We start from the raw sequence: 21,876 nt of genomic DNA on the forward strand, positions 1-21,876 counted from the left end.
GATACTAATCGCGCCTTAGCCGATCCGAGACAGCAATAGGCGATGGAAAGTTAAAGATAACCACATAGGTAGAAAGTAAAAAGGTAAGAATAGCAGTGGCCTGAATAACATGAGAGGCTTCTTGTCCTATCATGGCTGTACTTGTGGCAATGTAAGCTATCAAGAGTGAAAACTCGCTGATTTGTCCTAATCGAAAGCCTACTTCCCAAGACATTGCGTTATCTTCTTTAATAGTCTTGAGTAGCAAGTGAAATACAACCGGCTTTAAACCAACAACAAGTAAAGCCAATACAACCGATGGGATAATAATGAGCCCAACTAATTCAAGGTTGAAGCTAGCACCAACCGAGAAGAAAAAGAGAATCAGAAAGAAATCACGTAGTGGTTTAAGGTTGGTTGCGATGTATTGTGAGATAGGGCTAGTCGCCAGTGTAACTCCTGCCACAAAAGCGCCCATTTCTGCTGATAAACCAATGTATTGAGCTCCTTCTGCCATCCCAAGGCACCAGCCAATAGCGAGTAAGAATATATATTCATGAAACCGGTCAAATTTTTGTATTAGTTTAAGAATAATATATTTAACCAGAGCGAAGCCGCCGATCACTAACAGTGGGAGCGCGAGTAATGGTTTTATCAGATCCATTGCACCGCTGTTCTCATTTTGTCCGCTGTATAAAAAGAGTAGTACTAGAATTGCGATAACATCTTGTAGTAAGAGTAACCCGACGACTAGTTCGCCCGTATGGCGGTGGTGCAATACAGTGGTTGGTAAAAGTTTGATGCCAATGATGGTGCTTGAAAACATCAATGCTGCGCCGATAATTAATGACTCTGTTTGTGTATAGCCAAATAACTGTGATGCCGCATAGCCTGTTGCTAAAAAGAGTACGGAGCTGCCTAATGCGACCCAAGTGGCTTTTTTTATCATCTGCACTAGATGAGAAGGCTGCATATCCAAGCCTAGTAAAAACAATAGAAAAATTATTCCAACATGCGATATATCAGAGAGTAATGCTGTATCTGAGATTAATTTGTAGCCATAAGGGCCTAGAATAGCGCCTAGGACAATATAAGCTACAAGCAGGGGTTGGCGTGTGTATAGAGCAGCAGAGGCGAGAATGGCAGCGCCAGTAAAAATTAGAAAGAAAGAAAAAACTACTGAATGTTCAGTCATTTAACAGGCTCCGTATAAGCATCTGCACAGTGTAACAGATGCGGATATTGTCTGTTTAGCGACGAATAATTAGAGAGTGATTTTTATCGAAATATAATGGTGTGAAGATTGCTGAAGCGGTACTTTGCTGCTCAATATCTGATCAATTTACTCGGAATTAGATTCAGTGTATCCTGATGGCATTATTTGTACTTATGTTTGTATTCAGGTGTAAAAAATGAACATGACGGTTACCGAAGGCGCAGAAGAGTATCTGGCCGATTTATTATCTAAACAAAATGTAGAAGGCATCGCTGTACGGATGTTCGTAACTCAGCCGGGTACGCCGTACGCGGAAACATGTTTGGCTTATTGTCGACCAGAAGAGCTGGTTGAAGATGATGAAGTAATGGAGTTAAGCAAAATTCGCTTCTACTTTGAGCGTAATAGCTTGCCGTACCTGGAAGAAGCGCTTGTTGATTATTCTCAAGACCGTATGGGTGGCCAGCTGACCATAAAAGCACCTAATGCTAAGGTGCCTAAGGTTTCTTCTGACAGCCCAATGAGTGAACAGATTAACTACATTCTTTACAGTGATATTAACCCTGGTTTGGCTTCCCATGGTGGTGAAGTTAAATTGATAGAGTTGGTAGAAGAAACTGATGGCTTTGTTGCTGTTCTTCAGTTTGGCGGTGGTTGTCAGGGCTGTAGTGCTGTTGATATGACGTTAAAAGATGGCGTAGAAAAAACGTTAGTAGAGCGTCTACCAGGTTTGCTTGGAGTGCGTGACGTGACGGATCATAGTGTGACAGAGAACTCTTACTACAAGTAATCCTATTGGCCAGGCGTATTGTTATTAAATGCGTCTGGCACATTGCTCAATCTGCATTGTGTTGCTATAAATAATTCATGTGCAGACCATCCTTATTAAAAAATGCGAGCAGCAATTGATAAAGGTTGTTTTCTTGTATGTAGCCCCCATAGTCTAATTCAGGCATCGAAAAGTCTATTTAGTAGACATTTATGTCTGTTTTTTATATCGCACCCTGAAACTTAAGAGGTGCCTTGCAGAGAGGCAATATCCATTATGGATCAGTTTGAAGCTACCGATATTATTAATGTAGAGCTTCCCGTACTGCCGCTACGTGATGTGGTTGTGTATCCGCACATGGTCATCCCACTGTTTGTCGGCCGAGAAAAATCCATTGAGGCACTCGAAGCCGCGATGGAGTCTAATAAAGAAATTTTGCTGATCGCGCAAAAAAATGCATCTGATGATGAGCCTGTTGCAGGTGATTTACATGAGATCGGAACCGTTGCCAGCGTTTTACAAATGTTGAAATTACCCGACGGCACGGTCAAGGTTTTAGTTGAAGGTGATTATCGCGCTAGAATACTAGAGCTTGATGATACAGATAATTATTTTACGGCTCAGGTAAGCAGTCTTCCGGTAGAAGCACTTACTTCAGCTGAAAGTGAAGTGTATAAGCGTACTGCGTTAGAGCAGTTTGATCGCTTTATACAAATCAATAAAAAAATCCCATCTGAAGTACTGGCGTCTTTACAGAATATTGATGATATAGGGCGTTTGTCCGATACCATTGCAGCGCACATGTCACTGAAACTAGATGAAAAGCAAAGCATTTTAGAAATGCTGGACAGTCGTCAGCGCTTAGAGCATCTGATGTCGCTGATGGAAGCGGAAATCGACTTAGTAGAAGTTGAAAAACGCATCCGTGGGCGTGTTAAAAAGCAGATGGAAAAAAGTCAGCGTGAGTACTATTTGAATGAGCAGATGAAGGCCATTCAGAAAGAGCTTGGTGACTTGGATGAAAATGGCGTTAGTGACATTGATGAGCTAAAAAACCGAATTGATGCTGCAGGTATGCCAAAAGAGGCGTACGACAAAACAATTGCTGAGTTCAATAAGCTAAAAATGATGTCATCAATGTCGGCCGAAGCAACAGTAGTGCGTGGTTATATCGATTGGATGTTGCAGATTCCATGGTCTAAGCGCTCTAAAGTACGCCATGATATGAAACGTGCAGAGCTTATTCTTGATGAAGATCATTTTGGTTTGACTGAAGTGAAAGAACGTATTCTAGAATATCTTGCTGTGCAGCAGCGAGTGAAGAAGCTCAAAGGTCCTATTTTATGTTTGGTTGGACCTCCAGGTGTTGGTAAGACATCTCTAGGGCGCTCAATTGCTCGTGCGACTAATCGTAAATATGTTCGTATGGCATTAGGTGGCGTGCGTGATGAGGCTGAGATTCGCGGTCACCGCCGTACCTACATAGGTTCTATGCCAGGCAAGCTTATTCAAAAAATGGCGAAAATTGGTGTTAAGAACCCACTTTTCCTATTAGATGAAATTGATAAGATGGGTATGGATCAACGTGGCGATCCTGCTTCTGCATTGCTGGAAGTGCTTGATCCTGAGCAGAACTCAACGTTTAACGATCATTACATGGAAGTGGACTACGACCTGTCTGATGTGATGTTTGTTTGTACTTCTAATTCAATGAATATCCCAGGTCCACTTCTGGATCGTATGGAGCTTATTCGTATCCCTGGATACACTGAAGACGAAAAGTTAAATATCGCTCTTAAATATTTGGTTCCAAAGCAAATAAAACAAAATGGCTTGAAAGAAAAAGAAGCTAAAATTGAAGATTCAGCGATTATTAATTTAATTCGCTACTATACTCGTGAAGCAGGTGTACGTGGTTTAGAGCGCGAGATTGCTAAAATCTGTCGCAAGGTGATTAAAACAATTGCTTTGGGCGAAGCTGATGAGCAGTTAATCGTTACTGATGAGAATCTGGAACGCTTTAGTGGTGTTAAAAAGCACAGCTTTGGGCTGGCTGAAGAAGAGGATCTCGTAGGGCACGTGACTGGCTTAGCGTGGACTCAGGTAGGTGGCGATATGCTTAGCATTGAAGCGACTGTTATGCCGGGTAAAGGCCGTCAGATCACAACCGGTTGTCTAGGCGATGTGATGAAGGAGTCTATTTCAGCTGCGCTTACGGTTGTGCGTAGCCGTGCTAAAGCATTAGGCATCTCGTCAACTTTCCATGAGAAGCAAGATGTGCATATTCATGTGCCAGAAGGAGCGACACCAAAGGATGGGCCAAGTGCAGGTATAGGTATGTGTACAGCACTGGTTTCTGCCTTGACTGAGATACCGGTTCGTTCTGATGTAGCGATGACAGGTGAAATTAATTTGCGGGGTCAGGTCATGCCAATTGGTGGTTTGAAGGAAAAATTGTTAGCAGCCCACCGTGGTGGAATAAAAACTGTTATCATTCCTGACGAAAATCAACGTGACCTGAAAGAAATACCTGATAATATAAAGGCCGATTTAGATATTAAGCCGGTAAAGTGGATTGACGAAGTGCTTGACATTGCACTTAAGTTTCAACCTAAACCGCTGAAAGATGAGCCTGTCGAAGCGGTTTCAACAGAAAAAAAATCTGCTAAAGCTACAACAGAACAAATAAATACACATTAATGCGAAACACAGGCAGAATCAGGGGTTGAGCACTTGACACCTAATTCTGCCAGTTGGTATAAAGTGCGGGATATTTGTGCTGAGCATGGACTACAGAACATAAATAATAAACGACTCGATAAAGGGGAACATCGTGAACAAGTCTGAACTGATCGACGCTATTGCAGCTTCTGCTGATATTCCAAAGGCGGCTGCAGGTCGTGCATTAGACGGTGCGCTTGAAGCAGTAACTTCTGCATTGCAGAAAGGCGAATCTGTTGCACTAGTTGGTTTTGGTACATTTTCTGTAAAAGAGCGCGCGGCACGTACTGGTCGTAACCCGCAGACAGGGAATCCAATTGAGATTGCTGCTGCAACTTTGCCAAACTTTAAGCCTGGTAAAGCGCTAAAAGACGCAGTAAACAAGTAAGGGTTTGATCGAGTTAGATCATAGTCCAAACGTGGAGCGGTAGTTCAGCTGGTTAGAATACCTGCCTGTCACGCAGGGGGTCGCGGGTTCGAGTCCCGTCCGTTCCGCCACGATAAAAAGCGCATTCAGGCGAATGCGCTTTTTTTTTAACTATAGGGTTTGTTTTAGGTGAATCATGCTGCAATCCATCAGAGATAATTCGCAGAGTATTGTTGCCAAAGTCATCGTTGGTTTAATTATTGTTACCTTTGCGTTGTTTGGAGTGGAGTCATTAGTAAGTTTGACCTCAGAGTCAGATGCGCCAGCGACAGTCAATGGTGAAGAAATATCTAGTCAAGAGTTATATCAGGCAACAGAACTGCAAAGACGTCAGTTGTTATCCCAAATGGGTGAGAACGCAGATCCGGCATTACTGGATGATGGTTTAATCAGCAGTATGGTGTTGGATAGTTTGATTGAACAGAAATCTCTGCTGTTAGCCGCAGAAGATAAGAATTTGATGATATCTGATCGTATGATCGATCAGATGATTGTTAATACCGCTGATTTTCAGGTGGATGGTCAATTTAATCGTAATCAGTTTGAAGCCTCGCTCAGAAGTGCTGGTTTCACTCCGCTGATGTATAGAGATCTGCTAAGAAAAGAGCGTGTTATTGAGCAAGAGCGAAATGCTTACCAATTATCGGCATTTGCTGTTCCGCAAGAGCTTGAGCGTATCGTTGCTTTGGATCGCCAAACGCGTGACATGAGCTATTTCCTACTGCCACTAACGGATGTAATGGCTCAGGTTAATGTTTCAGAAGATGAAGTTAAATCTGAATATGAAGCAGAGCGCTCATCGCTAATGACACAAGAACAAGTGGCTGTTGAATATATTCTGCTAAATAAAAATGACCTGAGAGACGATGTCGATGTTTCTGATGATGAGCTAAAAGCTCAGTATGATCAGTATTTGGCATCTTTTCAGGCAGAAGAAGAGCGCGATGTTGCGCATATCTTAATTGAAGTGACTGCTGAGCAAGATGATACGACGGCGCTAAGCAAAGTGATGGCGCTACAAGCGCGTATAAAGGCTGGTGAGTCATTTGAGACTTTAGCTAAAAGTGAGTCCGATGATGTTGGTTCTGCGTCTTCTGGTGGCGGTTTGGGTGTAAATGGCAAGGGTGTATTCTCTGAGCCTTTCGAGCGCTCAATGTATGAGTTGTCAGTTAATGAGGTATCAGAACCTGTTCGAACAGAGTTTGGTTACCATCTGATCAAAGTAAGCGGTATTTCTAAAGAAGAAGTGTCAAGCTTTGCTGAACTTAAATATGACCTTGCTGATGAAATTTTGGATCAGAAGGTTGAAGCTATTTATGTTGAGCGTCTAGAGCAGATGGCTGATATCACTTTTTCTGCAGGCGATTTGGTTGAGCCTTCTGAAGCGCTTGGCTTGGTGATAGTGTCCAGCGATCCTTTTGATAGGGCTGGGGGCAATGCTGACGTTACTCGAAATGCTAAAGTAATTTCAGCTGTCTTTAGTAGCGATTTGATTCAAGAGAAGGTGAACAGTCCTCTGATTGAGCTAGATAAGGAGCGTACGGTTGTTGCGCGAGTGAAAACGTATTTTGAGCCAAGAGAGCAAACGTTTGAAGAGGTTTCTTCTGAGTTGAAGCAACAGTTAGTCCAGCAAAAGGCCAGCGATTTGCTTGAATCTAAAGCAAAGGATGCTGTTGCGCAGCTTAATGCTGGAGAGTCTCTGGATAGGGTTGCTGCGAATGCTAAGGCTGAAACTAAAGTGGCAGTTTCACGTTCAACTTCGGATATTCCGTTAGAGGTGCGTAATCTTGCTTTTTCTTTGGCAAAGCCTATTGATGGTAAAGCTGTTGCTTCTCGAGCTGTTTTAAATGACGGTGGTATGGCGGTGGTACTATTGACTAGCGTTAATACACCAGAAATAACTCTGTCTGAAGAAGAGGTTCAATCGATGGCTGGTTTCTTAGGAACGCGCTTCGGGCAGCAAGAATATCAGGCACTGGTTAGCCAGTTGAAGAGTTCTGCAGAAGTTGAGAAAAGGTAGTTTTTTCACAAATTAAAAACGCACTTTTTAGTGCGTTTTTTTATGGGCGAAGGCTTTTATCTCTTTTTGATAACAAGGCTGCCTATTGAGTATCCTGCACCGAATGAGCAAATCAGGCCGTGGTCACCGCTACTAAGGTCTGCGTGGTGTTGATGGAAGGCAATAAGTGATCCTGCCGACGCGGTGTTGGCATATTCATTAAGTACGATAGGGGCCTCGTTTTCGTTGGCATTTCTGCCAAGAAGCTTTCGAGTAATTAAGTGATTCATATTAATATTGGCCTGGTGTAGCCACCAGCGTTGTACATTCTCTACTGCAAGATTATGTTGCTCTATGTGTTGTAAAATGTGTTCAGCGGCCATAGGGCAGACCTCCTTGAATACTTTGCGCCCGTTCTGATGGAATAGGGCATCTAGTGCAAACGGGTCTGTATCACTGACTCTGGCGGTGTAGCCAAAGTTTGATCGTATGTTGTTTGAAAATACGGTTGCAGCTTTGGTGCTCAGTATTTCGTAGCTATGCTCAGATTGACATGTAGCTGAGTCTTCAATAACGGTGGCTACTGCGACATCTCCAAAAATAAAATGGCTATCGCGATCGCAGTAATTAACTTGTGGAGATGTTAATTCTGGATTGATGATTAATACCCCCGTTGCGGTACCTGCCTTGATCATTTCATAAGCTCTATGTAAGCCAAATGTGGCAGAGGAGCAAGCTACTTGCATGTCAAAGCCAAAGCCTTGTATACCAAGTGCATGTTGAACTTCAATAGCAATGGCTGGGTAAGCACGTTGTGTATAGGAGCAAGCAACAATAATAGCGTCAATTTGGTCGGCTGATTTGTTTGCTGCTACGAGGGCTTTTCGTGCTGCGGCTAGTGCTATCTCAGCTTGTACTGAGAGCTCGTTGTCGGCTCTAGCAGGGATGCGTGGACGCATGCGGGAGGTGTCAAGAATACCATCTTTGCAATAAGCGAATCGACTTTTAATACCAGAGGCTTTTTCTATAAACTCAGCAGTAGATGACGGTTTTGCGCTAATGTTTCCTGCTTCTATATCGTCAGAGTGTTCTGTATTAAACGCTTCAGCCCAGGCGTTATAAGCTATAACCAGCTCTTCGTTTGTAATGGTGTTCGCAGGAGTCCAGAGACCGATACCGCTAATGACAGGTTTTTTCATGGCATATTACTTCATTAAATAGAGGCTATTAACAACAGTATAGACAAGAAAAGTGCTACGAATAAAGAGAGTATATTTTGAGGCGAGGTGGCTCGGGGCCGTATTGGCCCCAAAATGGTGTTACTTAGTGATGAGCAGGTCGGCTTGTAGTGATTTTTGGGAGTTCTAGGCGGAGTAGCGCTTTAAGTTTTGAAGCAACTGAAGTGTAAAGCTCACCTAAATATTCACTGCGTAGCTGATGTGCTTGGTCTATATAATAAGCAGTATCAATGTTGCCGTCTTTGTCTGTATGTAGTTCTATATCGTTGTTCATTGGTTTCTCGCTTAAGTCGTTTGGTGTTGATTTATGCGTTTATACTAAGGTCTAGGTGCTACTTGCACAAACGATCAATTTTCATCAAAATGATGAGATATTTTCATCAATGAGGTGTTAGTTATCAGACGCTTGCCCCCACTCAATTCAGTACGAATTTTTGAAGCTGCGGCCCGTAATGAAAGCTTTGTGGCAGCGGCTGAGGAACTTTCTGTGACGGCATCGGCCGTTAGCCATCAAGTAAAAACACTTGAGCAGTTCTTGGGTCTTGAATTATTTCGAAGAAATAAAAGAAAAGTTGAGTTGACGCCTATGGGTGAGCAGTACTTGGTGTCTATCAAGTATGCTCTGGATGAAATAGAAGTGGCAACCAAGCGTCTAACGGCCAATCCAGAAACCGATATAGTTACAATTAGTGTGGCTCCAAACTTTTTGACACGGTGGTTGATGCCAAGGATGCAGCGCTTTCAGGAAAGATTTCCTGATGTAGAGCTGCAAATTAGTGCTTCAGCAGGGCTCATTGACTTTAATAAATCAAATACAGACATGGCGATCTATTTTGGGCATGGCGATTGGCATGATATTGAGGTGCATTTTCTTAGAAAGGTACTGTTAGTGCCCGTATGCAGTCCTGGGTTGATAAAAAGTGGGAAGCAATTAGCTAAACCTGAAGATTTGCGAAAGCATACTCTTATCCAGGTCAGTAAGCGCCTTTATGAGTGGCAGGAGTGGTTGCAGCTAGCTGGTGTGGAGCACTCGGGGTTCGGTAGAGGGTTGCAATTATCGAGTAGCCAGCTGGCCACCGCGGCGGCCCAGGAAGGGCTCGGTGTAGCGCTAGCTGACAGCACGTTGACATCAAGAGAGATAAAGGACGGCAAGTTAATAATGCCATTTGATATTATGTTGAATACGCATAAATCTTTCTATCTGGTACATAAAAAGAATCGGTCTTTAACTTATGGTATGCGTGCATTTAAGGATTGGGTGATTGAAGAGATGCATAAGAGTAGTGTTTGATCGTTTATTAGTAAGGTTCTAATACTTGAGGTGAAACTAAGGAGTTGATATGCGCACAATTGGGTTGTTAGGTGGGATGAGTTGGGAGAGTACGGTTACCTACTATCAGCTTATTAATAAAGGAATTAAGAAGGAGTTAGGAGGGCTGCATTCTGCACAGGTTATCTTAACTAGTGTTGATTTTCAGCTGATAGAAACGTGTCAGGCTCAAGGGGATTGGCAGGGTGCGGCCAGTATTTTAAGTAAGGCTGCATTGAGTGTTCAAGCCGGTGGCGCTGATTTTTTGCTGATCTGTACAAACACTATGCATAAAGTGGCCAGTGCTATTGAAGCAGAAATCGATATACCTTTGCTGCATATAGCAGATGCCACAGCGCAAGCATTGATTTTTCAGGGTGTTTCACGTGTCGCTTTATTAGGGACTCGGTTTACGATGGAGCAAGATTTTTATAAGGGCCGCTTAACTGACGTTTATGGTTTGGATGTCGTTATTCCCAGTAATGCTGATCGAGCTATTATTCATCATGTAATTTACCACGAGCTCTGTGTGGGTAAGGTATTAGAGAGTTCTAAAAAAGAGTATTTGAGAATCATTGATCAAATGGCTGATCAAGGAGCAGAAGCGGTGATTCTTGGGTGTACTGAAATTGGTTTGCTGGTCACGCAAGACGATACAGATATGCCGTTATTTGATACAACAAAGATACATGCGCAAGCCGCCGTTGCTTACGCTTTGAGTACGACTTGATCCATTTATGAGTCGAGTCTTTTATGTTGGTTTGCTTGTTATAGCTTTGTGACACTCGCATAGTAAATGTTTTCAAATGTTCGGTATTCCGTACATGTAATTACACGCCTGACTAAAATTTCATATCAAAACCTATAAAAATAACTTTTCAATCTATCGCGTAAATATTCTCATTTCTAGAATATAGAATTATTATTATGTATATATATCAAATACTTAATTATGTTAATTCAAGTTGATTGTATTTTTAATAAATCACGTTTGTTTTTTTAATGTAAAAAAAATTATTACATATCTTGCATTTGTAAAAAATAATGAACACTATCTGCAGATAGTAACCATCAATAGTTTTAATCGCCAGTGTCAAAAAAAAGGCACGCGGCGTTATTATCAAAAATTTAACGAGGCTATCACCATGAGTAAATCAGCTTTTGTTTGGGAAGACCCTTTCCTGTTAGACCAGCAGATTAGTGATGAAGAACGAATGATTCGTGATGCGGCGCGTGATTATATGCAAGGGCAGCTAATGCCACGCGTATTAATGGCGAACCGTAATGAAACATTCGATGTTGAAATTATGAAAGAGCTGGGCGAGCTGGGTTTGCTGGGTAGCACTTTACCAGAAGAGTATGGCTGTGCCGGTGCTAGCCATGTGAGCTATGGCCTTGTCGCTCGTGAAGTTGAAAGAGTCGATAGTGGTTACCGTTCAGCTATGAGCGTCCAGTCTTCGCTTGTAATGCATCCTATCTATGCATATGGCAGTGAAGAGCAGCGTCAAAAGTATCTTCCAAAACTGGCCAGCGGTGAATGGATTGGCTGTTTTGGTCTAACAGAGCCGGATGCAGGTTCTGACCCTGCTGGAATGCGCACCCGTGCTACCAAGGTTGACGGTGGCTACATCGTTAAAGGTAGCAAGATGTGGATTACTAATTCACCTGTTGCACAAGTTTTTGTTGTATGGGCAAAACTAGACGGTGTTATTCGTGGTTTTGTACTAGAAAAAGGTATGAAGGGTCTATCTGCACCTAAGATCGAAGGTAAGTTCTCATTACGTGCCTCTATCACTGGTGAGATTGTGATGGAAGATGTCTTCGTTCCTGATGAAAACATTTTACCTAACGTTTCTGGCTTGTCTGGTCCCTTCGGTTGCTTGAATAAAGCACGCTTTGGTATCGCTTGGGGGGCTTTAGGTGCTGCTGAGTTCTGTTGGCAGGCTGCGCGTCAATACACCTTAGATCGCAAACAGTTTGGCCGTCCACTCGCACAAACTCAGTTGGTACAGAAAAAACTAGCAGACATGCAAACAGAGATTTCTATTGGTTTGCAGGGTTGTCTTCGTATGGGGCAAATGATGGATGCTGGCAACTGCCCAGTTGAGCTGATTTCCCTAATGAAGCGTAATAACTGTGGTAAAGCGTTGGATATTGCTCGTGTTTCGCGCGATATGCATGGCGGAAACGGTATTGCTGATGAGTTCCACGTGATTCGCCATGTGATGAACCTTGAAGCGGTCAATACGTATGAAGGTACGCATGATATTCATGCGTTGATTCTGGGCCGTGCTCAAACTGGTTTACAGGCCTTTTTCTGATGAGCGGGGCTCTGTCTCACATCCGTGTTCTGGATTTGAGCCGTATTTTGGCTGGCCCTTGGGCCGGCCAAATGCTGGCCGATTTCGGAGCTGAAGTGATTAAAGTTGAACGTCCTGGAAGCGGTGATGATACCCGTGGCTGGGGGCCCCCTTTTATGAAAGGGAGTGAGTCTGAAACGTGTGATGCGGCCTATTTCCATTCTGCTAACCGCGGCAAACAGTCAGTTGCGGTTGATATGGCTCGTCCAGAAGGTCAGGCAATTATCCGTGAGCTTGTAAAAGTTTCGGATGTTGTGCTTGAGAACTATAAAGTGGGCGGTTTGAAGCGTTATGGACTTGATTACGATTCATTAAAAGAGCTTAACCCGCGCTTGGTTTATTGCTCGATCACTGGGTTTGGTCAAGATGGTCCCGACGCTCAACGCGCTGGATATGACTTTATGATTCAGGGCATGGGCGGTTTGATGAGTGTGACAGGCGAGCCCGATGGTATGCCTATGAAAGTAGGTGTGGCTTTAGTCGATGTGATGACGGGCCTGTATGCCGCTAATGCGGTGCAAGCGGCATTGCTACACCGTGAAGAAACCGGTGTCGGTCAATACATTGATCTGGCATTGCTGGATGTGCAAGTGGCAACGCTGGCCAATCAAGCAATGAATTTCCTTGCTGCAGGAAAACCTCCTGGAAGGCTGGGGAATGCGCACCCTAATATTGTGCCTTATCAGGCGTTTCCGACGGCCGATGGTCATATTATTTTGGCGGTTGGCAATGATCAGCAATTTCAGCGCTTTTGTGAAGTTGCTGGATGCCCTGATTTGGCAAAAGAAATTGTATTTAGTACGAACCAAAAGCGCGTAGAAAATCGAAGTGATTTGATTCCGCTATTACTTCCTCTGCTGTTAACAAATAGTACGCAGCAGTGGCTTGAGAAATTGACAGAAGTGGGCGTGCCATGCGGTCCTATTAATACTATCGAACAAGTATTTGATGAGCCGCAAATTAAACATCGTCAGATGCAAGTTTCTCTTGCTCATCGTGATGCTGGAGACGTTCCTTCTGTTGCAAATCCTGTGAAATTTTCTGAGACACCGATCGCGTATCATCAGGCGCCTCCTGTGCTCGGTGAGCACAGTTCTCATATTCTTGAATCTATTCTGGATATGACGTCTGAAGAAATAGAAAGTCTGTGTAATCAAGGTGTTATTCAAAGAGGTTAAGAGATGTTATCACTAAAAGACGCGAGTTTACTTAAAACGCAGGCCTTCATAGATGGCGAATGGCAAAGTGCATTAAGTGGCCAGACAATGCCTGTTTTAGATCCAGCAACGGGTCAACAGATTGCTGAAGTTCCGGATATGCGCGTGCAAGAAACTCAGCAAGCTATTGCTGCTGCTGAAAAGGCTTTTCCGTTGTGGAAAGCAAAAACAGCGAAAGAGCGTGCGCTTATCTTGCGTCGTTGGTTTGATTTAATTGTTGAAGCAAAAGATGACCTTGCGCACTTGATGACAGCTGAACAAGGTAAGCCTCTTAGTGAAGCCGCGGGTGAAGTTTTGTATGGCGCTTCCTTCGTTGAGTGGTACGCAGAAGAAGGTAAGCGTGTTTATGGTGATCTGATTCCAGCTCAAGCCGCGGATAAGCGCATTATGGTGAGTAAAGAGCCTATCGGAGTTGTGGCAGCGGTTACGCCATGGAACTTTCCTAATGCGATGATCACTCGTAAATGTGCTCCAGCTCTAGCGGCCGGTTGCACCATGGTATTGAAGCCTGCTGAAGATACACCTTTGTCAGCACTGGCTTTGATGGTGCTAGCTGAGCGTGCAGGTATTCCTAAGGGCGTTATTAATGTTGTGACAACGGCACAGCCTGCGGTAGTTGGGCGAGTTCTAACGGATAGCCCTGTTGTTCGTAAGCTTTCATTTACTGGCTCAACAGGTGTTGGGAAGCAGCTGATGAGACAGTGTGCTGACACAGTCAAGAAGATGTCTCTTGAGCTGGGTGGTAATGCGCCGCTTATCATTTTTGATGATGCAAACTTAGATAAAGCGGTTCAAGGTGCGGTGATTTCGAAATTCCGTAATGCTGGGCAAACTTGTGTCTGTACTAACCGTATTTTGGTGCAGTCTAGTGTTTATGATGAATTCGTAGAAAAATTTAATAAAGCGGTGAATGAGCTAACAGTAGGGCATGGTTTGCAAGGTTCTTTTGATCAGGGTCCTATGATTAATCAAGCAGCCATTAGCAAAGTGTCTGAGTTGTTGGACGATGCCGTTCAAAAAGGCGCGCGATTAGTGTGTGGTGGTCAAGAACATGCGTTGGGCGGTACTTTTTATCAGCCAACCATCATCGCCGATGTGACCAATGACATGCGAGTTGCTCGTGAAGAAATATTTGGCCCTATCGCTCCGGTGTTTCGTTTTGAAACCGAAGCGCAGGCCATCGCAATGGCCAATGATACCGAATATGGCTTGGCGGCTTACTTCTATGCAAACGATTTGAGTCGTGTATGGCGCGTTTCAGAAGGGCTTGAGTACGGCATGGTTGCAGTAAATGAAGGCGTACTGTCTACCGAAGTTGCTCCCTTTGGTGGCGTTAAAGAATCAGGTATCGGTCGTGAAGGTTCGCGATACGGTATCGATGAATATCTTGAAATGAAATACACCTTGCTGGGTGGCATTAATTAATAGGAAAGTTTGGAATGACAACGAATAAAGAGATGCAAGCACGCCGCGAAAACTCGGTTGCTCGCGGTGCGGCAAATATCACTCAGTTTTATGCAGAAAAAGCGGTAAACGCTGAAGTTTGGGATGTTGAAGGTAAGCGTTACATCGACTTTGCTGGCGGTATTGGTGTATTGAATATTGGGCATTTACACCCAAAAGTTGTAGCGGCTGTTGAAGCGCAGCTACATAAGCTCATGCATACTTGTTTTCATGTTATGCCTTACGAGCCGTACATTGCGTTGGCTGAAAAGCTGAACGATATTACACCTGGTAACCATGCTAAGAAAACTTTGTTGTTAAACACCGGCGCTGAGGCTGTTGAAAATGCGGTTAAAGTTGCTCGTGCAGCAACAGGCCGCTCGGCAGTTATCGCTTTTAACGGCGCATTTCATGGCCGTACGATGATGGGTATGGCGTTGACGGGTAAGGTTGTACCTTATAAGCAAGGGTTTGGTCCTTTTCCTGCTGAGGTTTTCCACGCACCTTACCCTAATGCGTACTATGGTGTTTCAGCTGATGATTCACTTAACGCTGTTAAAAACTTGCTGAAAACAGATGTTGATCCTGGCCGTGTAGCGGCGATTATTATTGAACCTGTTCAAGGTGAAGGCGGTTTTTATCAGGCGCCTACTGAATTTATGCAATCTCTGCGTGCTCTATGTGATGAGCATGGCATCTTGATGATTGTCGATGAAGTTCAGTCTGGTTTTGCACGTACGGGTAAAATGTTTGCTGTTGAGCACTCTGGTGTGACACCTGACTTTATCTGCATGGCAAAAAGCTTGGCCGGTGGGATGACATTGTCTGCTTTAGTGGGTAGCGCTGAGCTAATGGACGTTCCAGGCCCTGGCAGTATCGGTAGTACTTATGGTGGTAGCCCTATGGCATGTGCTGCTGCATTAGCGACTATCGAAGTGATCGAAGAGGAAGGCCTGCTCGAGCGTAGTAATGAAGTAGGGCAGTTAATCACTTCTCGCTTCTTGGCTATGAAAGAGTCTGGATTAACCTGTATTGATCATATTCGTGCAACCGGCGGTATGATTGCGTGCGAACTGTTCGACGAGCAGGGTAATCCAAACCCTGATTTGGCAAAACAACTAGTCGCAAAAGCAACAGCGAGTGGGTTGTTGTTGCTTTCTTGCGGTACTTTTGCAAATACAATTCGTGTGCTCGTTCCATTAACGGCTTCTAATGCGTTAATAGAAGAGGGATTGGATATTATGGAAAGCTGCTTACGCGAGTTGTAATAGCCTAGCCAGATAACTGACTATTGGTTTTTATCAATCAGTAGTCAGTTTTTTATTGTCCGGCTAAATATTTGATATAATCCAATAAACGTAATTATTACAGGGTATTGGTGTGGATGTTGGTGAGAGATTAAAACAGATACGTAAACTTAAAGGTATTTCCCAGCGTGAGTTGGCGAAGCGTGCTGGTGTTACTAATAGCACAATATCTATGATAGAAAAAAATGGCGTAAGCCCTTCTGTTAGTTCTCTTAAAAAAATCTTAGCGTGTGTCCCTATCTCGATTGGTGATTTCTTTGCGAATGAAGCTGAGCCTGAGAAAGTGGTTTTTCGGGCAGACGAGCAGCCAGATGTAGGAACTGACAAGGTTAAGTTGCTTTTAATTGGAGCAACGGTAAAAGGGCGTACCACTAATATAATGCGTGAATACTACCCGCCCGGAGCTGATACTGGGGCTGACATGCTACAGCATGAAGGGGAAGAGGGTGGTGTTGTTTTAAAAGGTGTCATTGAGCTGACAGTTGGGCTTGATGTTTACAATCTGGAAGAAGGAGATGGGTTCTATTTTAGCAGCACCATCCCCCACCGTTTTAGAAACACATCAAATGAAGAGTGTCAGATTATCAGCTCCAATCCAGCAAGCTAGATAAAACATCTAGGTTATGTCTAATACGGTGTTATGCATTTACATGCCACTGTATTAGAAATAACGCTCAAGCCCTATTTGTATATGGTCATCTTTGTCCATCCAAGAGAGTAGGTCGGCATTATCATCTGTTGAGAAGAATCTACCGTCTACCGATATTTTCCATTTGTCTCCTAGTCGCCGGCTCGCTTCAACTTGAAAGCTGCTGCTGTCGTAGTCAACATCGTAAATTACTCCCGCTAGCAGTTCTGTGCTTGATGTGTCATTGAGTGCTAAGCGTGCGCCGATCGAGATATCATTTTGGAAAACTGCTGATGCATCTTTTCCTCGTTGGTCCCAGCCATACTCCAATAGTACCCCTAAGTCGGCGTTGCTTTCTTGGACACCATAAAAGGTGTATTCGAAACCTGCTTGCGCTGCCCAATAGGTGTCTGACTTGCTGTCGCGCCAGATGGTTTCTGCTTTCCATAGCCAGCTCTCTATTGTGGCTTGCAAGTCAAATCCGAATTGATTCATCTGCTCATAATAGGGTACTAGAATAGCTTCGCCGTTTTTTGTTCCCATTTCTAAAACGGGATCTCTATTGGTTCCACGAAACCAGTGGGCACCTACGTCGAAATCTCCAACAGAGTGGCTCCATCGCACGGCTAAGTCTGTATGAAGTTCATTATTGCTTGCTTCATATCGGGCTTGCTCAGTGTCAACCACCATGCCTGAGCGTAGGCGGCCCTTCTTTCCTGGGAAGGTTTGTTCCCGAAAACCAGGTAGCACGTATAGATCAACAATTCCCCAGTCTTTTACCAGAGAAAGGTTGATCATCGATTGTCCTAGCTTGTCTTCACCATCAATATCTTCGACGCTGTCGCTTTGGTTTATCACATCAACAAGATGCTGAAACTCAGTCACCCCCCAGAATACTTTTTGTATTCCGGTTCGCAGTTCCCAGTCATCCCCTTGATGTATCCAGCTCAACTCGCGTATATCAGCATGCGTTCTTTCATTGTCATGCTGGTCTAGCCGTAAAAATGGCTTAAAAGTTAAAGAATCTAAACCATCGTTCCATTGCCAGAAAAAATCAGGTTCAACGGCTACAGAAGTATTCACATCCTGATATTGGTCAGAGAATTGTGGGCTTTCAGGAAACAGTCTTAACTCAGCGGTTACTTTACCCGAAGCTTCAAATTCCACATTGGCGTTAGCTTGAGAAGTAAATGCTAATATTAGCCCCATGCTGGTTAGTTTAATTCCATGTTGGTAGTTGTAGCTTCGAAGTAAAGACATATTAACGAGCCCGTTTTAATGAGTTTTTATTAAAGTCTGCGTCATTTAGGCCTTCTTTAAAGCGATAATCGCTCCAGATAAGGTCTGTATTTTTCTTGGTTTGATGATTTACCATTTTCATCAGATCAGGACGCCAATGCTTGCCTAGGTATTGTTTATAACCATCATAGGTGAGTGTTTTTAATGGTGCACCTTTTCTGTCATAAAATTCAATTTTATGTAGTCGGTATTCCGACTGGTCGATCCAAGAGATGCGACGCGTGTATCCTGAGTATTTATCAATAGGATATTGCTCAATAACGGAGCATTGTTCGACGCCGCAAGGCTCGTTACGTAGAAATTTATAGGTGTACTTTTCGATTTCAAAAGACGTGAGGTCCTCGTAAGCAAATTCTGAACCCATAAAAGGACCTGATTTATTTCTTGAGGCTATGCGTTTCACTCGCTTTAATGCGGGTAAGTAAAGCCATTGATCATCGGCTCCTACGGGGTGTGAAAAGCTCAGAAAAGCAGTCCCTTTTACATCCAGAGGCTTATCAAAAATACTTAAGCTTTTGTCGCCGTCAGTTTCTTGCTCAAGTGATTTCAAACGAATTTCTCGTATGCTTTCCTGGCCTTGACTATTACGCAATACCATGGTCATTTGGGCCTGCATATCCCTCCAGCCTAAATCGCTTTGCTTGGTTTTTTGGGCAATAGCTAGGCCTTTGTCTTCTGCTGATTCAGCCGTGGCATAAGAGGCTGATCCGAGTATCAAAGCGGATAGAATCCAGCTAAGCGGTTTTAGTTGAAGGTTCATCAGTCTCTCCTTGTTTGTTCTCATTAGTAATCTGGTCGTTAGTGGTATTGTTGCTGTCGAGCTTCATTAACAGAGGCGGCAGGAATAAGAAATCCACAACCAGCGCAATGAGTATAGTTATAGCCGTGAGCAGCCCCATATCAGCATTGATCTTGAAGCTTGATTGGGCTAATACCAAGAACCCTGCGACTAAAACGAAAGTGGTAATCCACAGGGCTCGTCCTACACTCGCAAAGGCGTACTGCACCGCCTCTGTGGAGTCTTTACCTTTGTCGACTCGGGCGTGGCGGTACTTGCTCAGAAAATGCACAGTATCGTCAACAACAATACCCAGTGTCATACCTGCAACAACAGATAGTGCTAACCCTACTTGACCATCAATAAAGTACCAAATACCAAAACCCATTGCTGCGGGTGCTAAATTTGGCAGTAAGCTTATGAGTCCATAACGCACGGATTTTAATGCAATCCCCAATAAGAAAGAAATTAATATCAGTGCAAAAGTAATTCCGATCAGCATGCTCTGAATATTACGTTGTCCAATATGAGCAAACATTAGTGTTGGGCTGGCAATTTGAACTGTATATTGAGGAGCGTTGTCTGCAAACCATTTGTACAGTCGTTCTTCTAACTTAACTTGTTCGTTACTCGTTAGATTTTTAAACGTACCAACAATACGTGATGAAGACTTATCGACATTCAACTGGTTGTTGAGATCTAGCCCGTAAGGAAGTGACATCTCATATAGTAATAGGTATTGCGCGGCGAGTTCGCGATTCTCAGGCAGTTTGTAGTATGCTGGGTCATCGCCATGCATATTTTTATTCAAGCGCTTAACGATATCAGTCAGAGTGCTTACATGGTCAGTTTCTGGTTGAGCTCTTAACCATTGGCTAAAGTTCTCTACAGTATTTAGGTAAGCGGGTGCATTAATACCACTGGATTCGCCTGTGTTGACTGAGATCTCAATAGAAGTCAAACCTGAGAGGTTATCCTGCATGAAATCGGTTGCTTGGCGAAAGGGAACTGTCTCATCAAAGTACTTAACAAAGTCATCATTAAGCTTATTAAAGGGTACGAATACTACCAAGGCGAGAATGATAACTGTCATGCTTGGGAGTAAAGTTTTCCGGTAGGAGATAACGAAAGCAGAAAGTTTGTCCATTAATCCCGTTGTTTCTTCTTTTTGAGGCTTAACTTTGATGGGTAGAAGCATCAACAGAGCTGGGAAAAGAGTAATGGATAGCACGAAAGCAATCATGACTCCTGCTGCCACCATGTTTCCAAGGTCACGAAACGGAGGAGAGTCAGAAAAGTTCATACTCAAGAAACCTATCGCAGTCGTCGCGCTGGTTAGGAATACCGGACTAAAATTGATACGTAAGCTGGTTCTTAAGGCTTTACTTTTTTCTTCACCTTGTCTTAGTTCGTAAAAGAAGCTTGCTAAAATATGCACGCAGTCAGCGACAGCTAGTGTCATAACAACCGTTGGAGTGCTGATGGAGGGCCCTGTTAAATAGAACCCCGTCCAGCCTGCTAACCCCATTGTGCTCAATATAGTGAAAATAATAATAACAATGGTCGCCAGTGCGCCACTAAATGTGCGTAGCAAAAATATAATAGCGACGATGACTATAAGAAACATGAGTGGAACGAGTGTTGTAAAATCGTTCTGTGATGCCTCAGCAAAACTGTTGTTCATCATAATCATGCCCGATAGGTACAGATCTACCCCTGGGTTGGCTTTGACGAATTGAGCTTCTAATTCCCTTATTTTACTTACAACTTCCGGAACTTCCGCGACAGGGTTTATGCCTGGTAGCTGTATAGTAATATTTACAACAGAAACGTGCCCTTGGGGTGATATTAACTTGCTTCGCATCAGAGGGTCGTTGGTTGCCAGTGTTTTTAATCTTGGCATATCGTTCTGAACGAGTGTTTCTGGATCGAGCACCAGATCCTCAACGATAAGGTCATCATCCTCCGCAACAGTGTGCTGAAAGTTAGTGATGGAATCGACGCGAGTTGAATAAGGTACTTGCCATGACTGTAATGTCAATTCATGAATAGCAGCAAGGCGTTCCGGCGTGAAGATAGAGCCTTCTTTTGGCGCGATAATAAACGCTACATTATCGCTTTTGTTATAAACCTTTTGCATGCTTTCAAAAGAGGTCAGCTGTGGGTTTTCCTCACTGAAGAACACACGGTAATCACTTTTGAAAACTAGGTTTTTAGCACCTGCTGCTGCAGCTACCACTAGAATGATGCTGACCAGTAAGACCCAGATAGGGTGCTTAATGGCAACATCAAAGACACGTTCTTTCATAATTCACTCCGTTTATGACGAACAGCCACTCGTTAATAAAATAGCAACATTGGTACGTTGCTAATGGTTAGATTGCGAGGATATTCCCTCTATCCTTCAGGAGGTTAACTTCTTGTAAAAAGGTAGTAGACTTAAATTTACTGATGGTGCTAGCCCAATCAAATTCATGAGTAAGGGGATGAAATTGAAATCCATCAAAAAGAATATGTACATTGTTGATCAGCTCGCGTTCTACGATTAGATTGGAGCGTGTTCCACAGTGTTCAATATTCTGTAAAAGGAGCGCGTTTGTTCCAAAACTAAGGCTCCAGCAGGCAAAAGAAAGCTGTTCTAATGTCATGGGTACAGGAGGAGATATTTCACCCCTGTTCAGAGAATCTTGGAAAATAGAGACAATAGGACCAATGAGTTTTCCTTCCAGTTGGAGGTGCTCTTCTTGCCTTGATGCAGATGCTTTATCTGTAATATTGGATGTTTTTGCAGTGAGCACTAGCATAAACAGTGTTGGGTAAAGCTTTGCATAAAGCATATAAGCGAAATGAATAGCGAGACCTTGCTCTCTTGGTAGGCCTTCATACTTATGCGCCCGGTTAAATAGCTCAGCTAGAATGCTCATGCCACGGTTACATAGGCCAAGAAGAAGGTCTTCTTTGCTATTGAAATGGTTGTAGACAGTGCCTTTTGAAAAGGGTAACTCTTTTACCAGCTTATCAATAGTCAGTGCTGCAATGCTTTCGCGTTGTATGAACGCGTGAGCACAGTCCAATAGGATGTTTTCTCTTTCGAGTTGAGCTTTGTGATCGAGTATACGTGGAGACATAAATAATTCTTTTAGTGACGATTCGTCAAAAATAGCTCAAAAGAATATAAATGTAAAA

The 21,876-nt window shown here is 43.5% G+C and carries 18 protein-coding genes and 1 tRNA gene; 12 read left to right on the top strand and 7 right to left on the bottom strand.

What is annotated here, in order from left to right:
- Positions 1-4 precede the first annotated feature (4 nt).
- Positions 5-1,174: a cation:proton antiporter domain-containing protein gene (locus G511_RS0105975; protein ID WP_028468832.1), complete on the bottom strand. Its 1,170-nt coding sequence runs from the start codon at positions 1,172-1,174 to the stop codon at positions 5-7.
- 217 nt (positions 1,175-1,391) lie between these two features.
- Between G511_RS0105975 and nfuA the strand changes: the two genes are divergently transcribed.
- From nfuA to G511_RS0106000, 5 genes are all read left to right on the top strand, one after another.
- Positions 1,392-1,985, top strand: coding sequence for a Fe-S biogenesis protein NfuA (gene nfuA / locus G511_RS0105980; protein WP_028468833.1), 594 nt, complete (start codon positions 1,392-1,394; stop codon positions 1,983-1,985).
- Positions 1,986-2,240: 255 nt separating this feature from the next.
- On the top strand, positions 2,241-4,664 hold the full coding sequence (gene lon / locus G511_RS0105985; protein ID WP_028468834.1) for an endopeptidase La: 2,424 nt from the start codon (positions 2,241-2,243) through the stop codon (positions 4,662-4,664).
- 133 nt (positions 4,665-4,797) lie between these two features.
- Positions 4,798-5,073: an HU family DNA-binding protein gene (locus G511_RS0105990; protein ID WP_028468835.1), complete on the top strand. Its 276-nt coding sequence runs from the start codon at positions 4,798-4,800 to the stop codon at positions 5,071-5,073.
- Between the two features lie 33 nt (positions 5,074-5,106).
- Positions 5,107-5,183: transfer RNA gene (locus G511_RS0105995), tRNA-Asp, on the top strand.
- Between the two features lie 65 nt (positions 5,184-5,248).
- Positions 5,249-7,132: a SurA N-terminal domain-containing protein gene (locus tag G511_RS0106000; protein ID WP_028468836.1), complete on the top strand. Its 1,884-nt coding sequence runs from the start codon at positions 5,249-5,251 to the stop codon at positions 7,130-7,132.
- Positions 7,133-7,188: 56 nt separating this feature from the next.
- Here G511_RS0106000 and G511_RS0106005 read toward each other — a convergent pair whose 3' ends face one another.
- Positions 7,189-8,310, bottom strand: coding sequence for a beta-ketoacyl-ACP synthase III (locus G511_RS0106005; RefSeq protein ID WP_028468837.1), 1,122 nt, complete (start codon positions 8,308-8,310; stop codon positions 7,189-7,191).
- A 124-nt stretch (positions 8,311-8,434) separates the two neighbouring features.
- Positions 8,435-8,623 carry an RSP_7527 family protein gene (locus G511_RS0106010; protein WP_028468838.1) on the bottom strand — a complete coding sequence of 63 codons (189 nt, stop codon included), beginning with the start codon at positions 8,621-8,623 and terminating at the stop codon, positions 8,435-8,437.
- Positions 8,624-8,737: 114 nt separating this feature from the next.
- Between G511_RS0106010 and gcvA the strand changes: the two genes are divergently transcribed.
- From gcvA to G511_RS0106045, 7 genes are all read left to right on the top strand, one after another.
- A complete protein-coding gene (gcvA, locus tag G511_RS0106015) occupies positions 8,738-9,640 on the top strand; it encodes a transcriptional regulator GcvA (RefSeq protein WP_342664783.1) in 903 nt (300 codons plus the stop codon).
- A 49-nt stretch (positions 9,641-9,689) separates the two neighbouring features.
- Entirely contained in the window at positions 9,690-10,388 is a 699-nt protein-coding gene (locus G511_RS0106020) for an aspartate/glutamate racemase family protein (RefSeq protein ID WP_028468840.1), read from the top strand.
- A 415-nt stretch (positions 10,389-10,803) separates the two neighbouring features.
- Positions 10,804-11,979: an acyl-CoA dehydrogenase gene (locus G511_RS0106025; RefSeq protein ID WP_028468841.1), complete on the top strand. Its 1,176-nt coding sequence runs from the start codon at positions 10,804-10,806 to the stop codon at positions 11,977-11,979.
- Positions 11,979-13,196, top strand: a complete 1,218-nt coding sequence (locus G511_RS0106030) for a CaiB/BaiF CoA transferase family protein (RefSeq protein ID WP_028468842.1) — start codon at positions 11,979-11,981, stop codon at positions 13,194-13,196. Before G511_RS0106025 ends, G511_RS0106030 begins: the two co-directional genes overlap by 1 nt.
- 3 nt (positions 13,197-13,199) lie before the next feature.
- Positions 13,200-14,660, top strand: a complete 1,461-nt coding sequence (locus tag G511_RS0106035) for an NAD-dependent succinate-semialdehyde dehydrogenase (RefSeq protein ID WP_028468843.1) — start codon at positions 13,200-13,202, stop codon at positions 14,658-14,660.
- Between the two features lie 14 nt (positions 14,661-14,674).
- On the top strand, positions 14,675-15,946 hold the full coding sequence (gabT, locus tag G511_RS0106040) for a 4-aminobutyrate--2-oxoglutarate transaminase (RefSeq protein ID WP_028468844.1): 1,272 nt from the start codon (positions 14,675-14,677) through the stop codon (positions 15,944-15,946).
- A 112-nt stretch (positions 15,947-16,058) separates the two neighbouring features.
- On the top strand, positions 16,059-16,592 hold the full coding sequence (locus tag G511_RS0106045; RefSeq protein WP_028468845.1) for a cupin domain-containing protein: 534 nt from the start codon (positions 16,059-16,061) through the stop codon (positions 16,590-16,592).
- Between the two features lie 54 nt (positions 16,593-16,646).
- On the opposite strand, the gene G511_RS0106050 is transcribed toward G511_RS0106045, so the two are convergent.
- From G511_RS0106050 to G511_RS0106065, 4 genes are all read right to left on the bottom strand, one after another.
- Positions 16,647-17,873, bottom strand: a complete 1,227-nt coding sequence (locus G511_RS0106050; RefSeq protein ID WP_245573826.1) for a hypothetical protein — start codon at positions 17,871-17,873, stop codon at positions 16,647-16,649.
- Between the two features lies 1 nt (position 17,874).
- Positions 17,875-18,672, bottom strand: a complete 798-nt coding sequence (locus G511_RS0106055) for an outer membrane lipoprotein-sorting protein (protein WP_028468847.1) — start codon at positions 18,670-18,672, stop codon at positions 17,875-17,877.
- Positions 18,647-20,998, bottom strand: coding sequence for an efflux RND transporter permease subunit (locus G511_RS0106060; RefSeq protein ID WP_028468848.1), 2,352 nt, complete (start codon positions 20,996-20,998; stop codon positions 18,647-18,649). The genes G511_RS0106055 and G511_RS0106060 overlap by 26 nt, the downstream gene beginning before the upstream one ends.
- Positions 20,999-21,065: 67 nt before the next feature.
- The gene (locus G511_RS0106065) at positions 21,066-21,818 is read right to left on the bottom strand and encodes a TetR/AcrR family transcriptional regulator (RefSeq protein WP_028468849.1); all 753 of its coding nucleotides are present in this window, start codon (positions 21,816-21,818) and stop codon (positions 21,066-21,068) included.
- Positions 21,819-21,876 lie beyond the last annotated feature (58 nt).

It is taken from the genome of Neptunomonas japonica DSM 18939, assembly GCF_000422765.1.
Taxonomy (GTDB): Bacteria; Pseudomonadota; Gammaproteobacteria; order Pseudomonadales; family Balneatricaceae; genus Neptunomonas; species Neptunomonas japonica.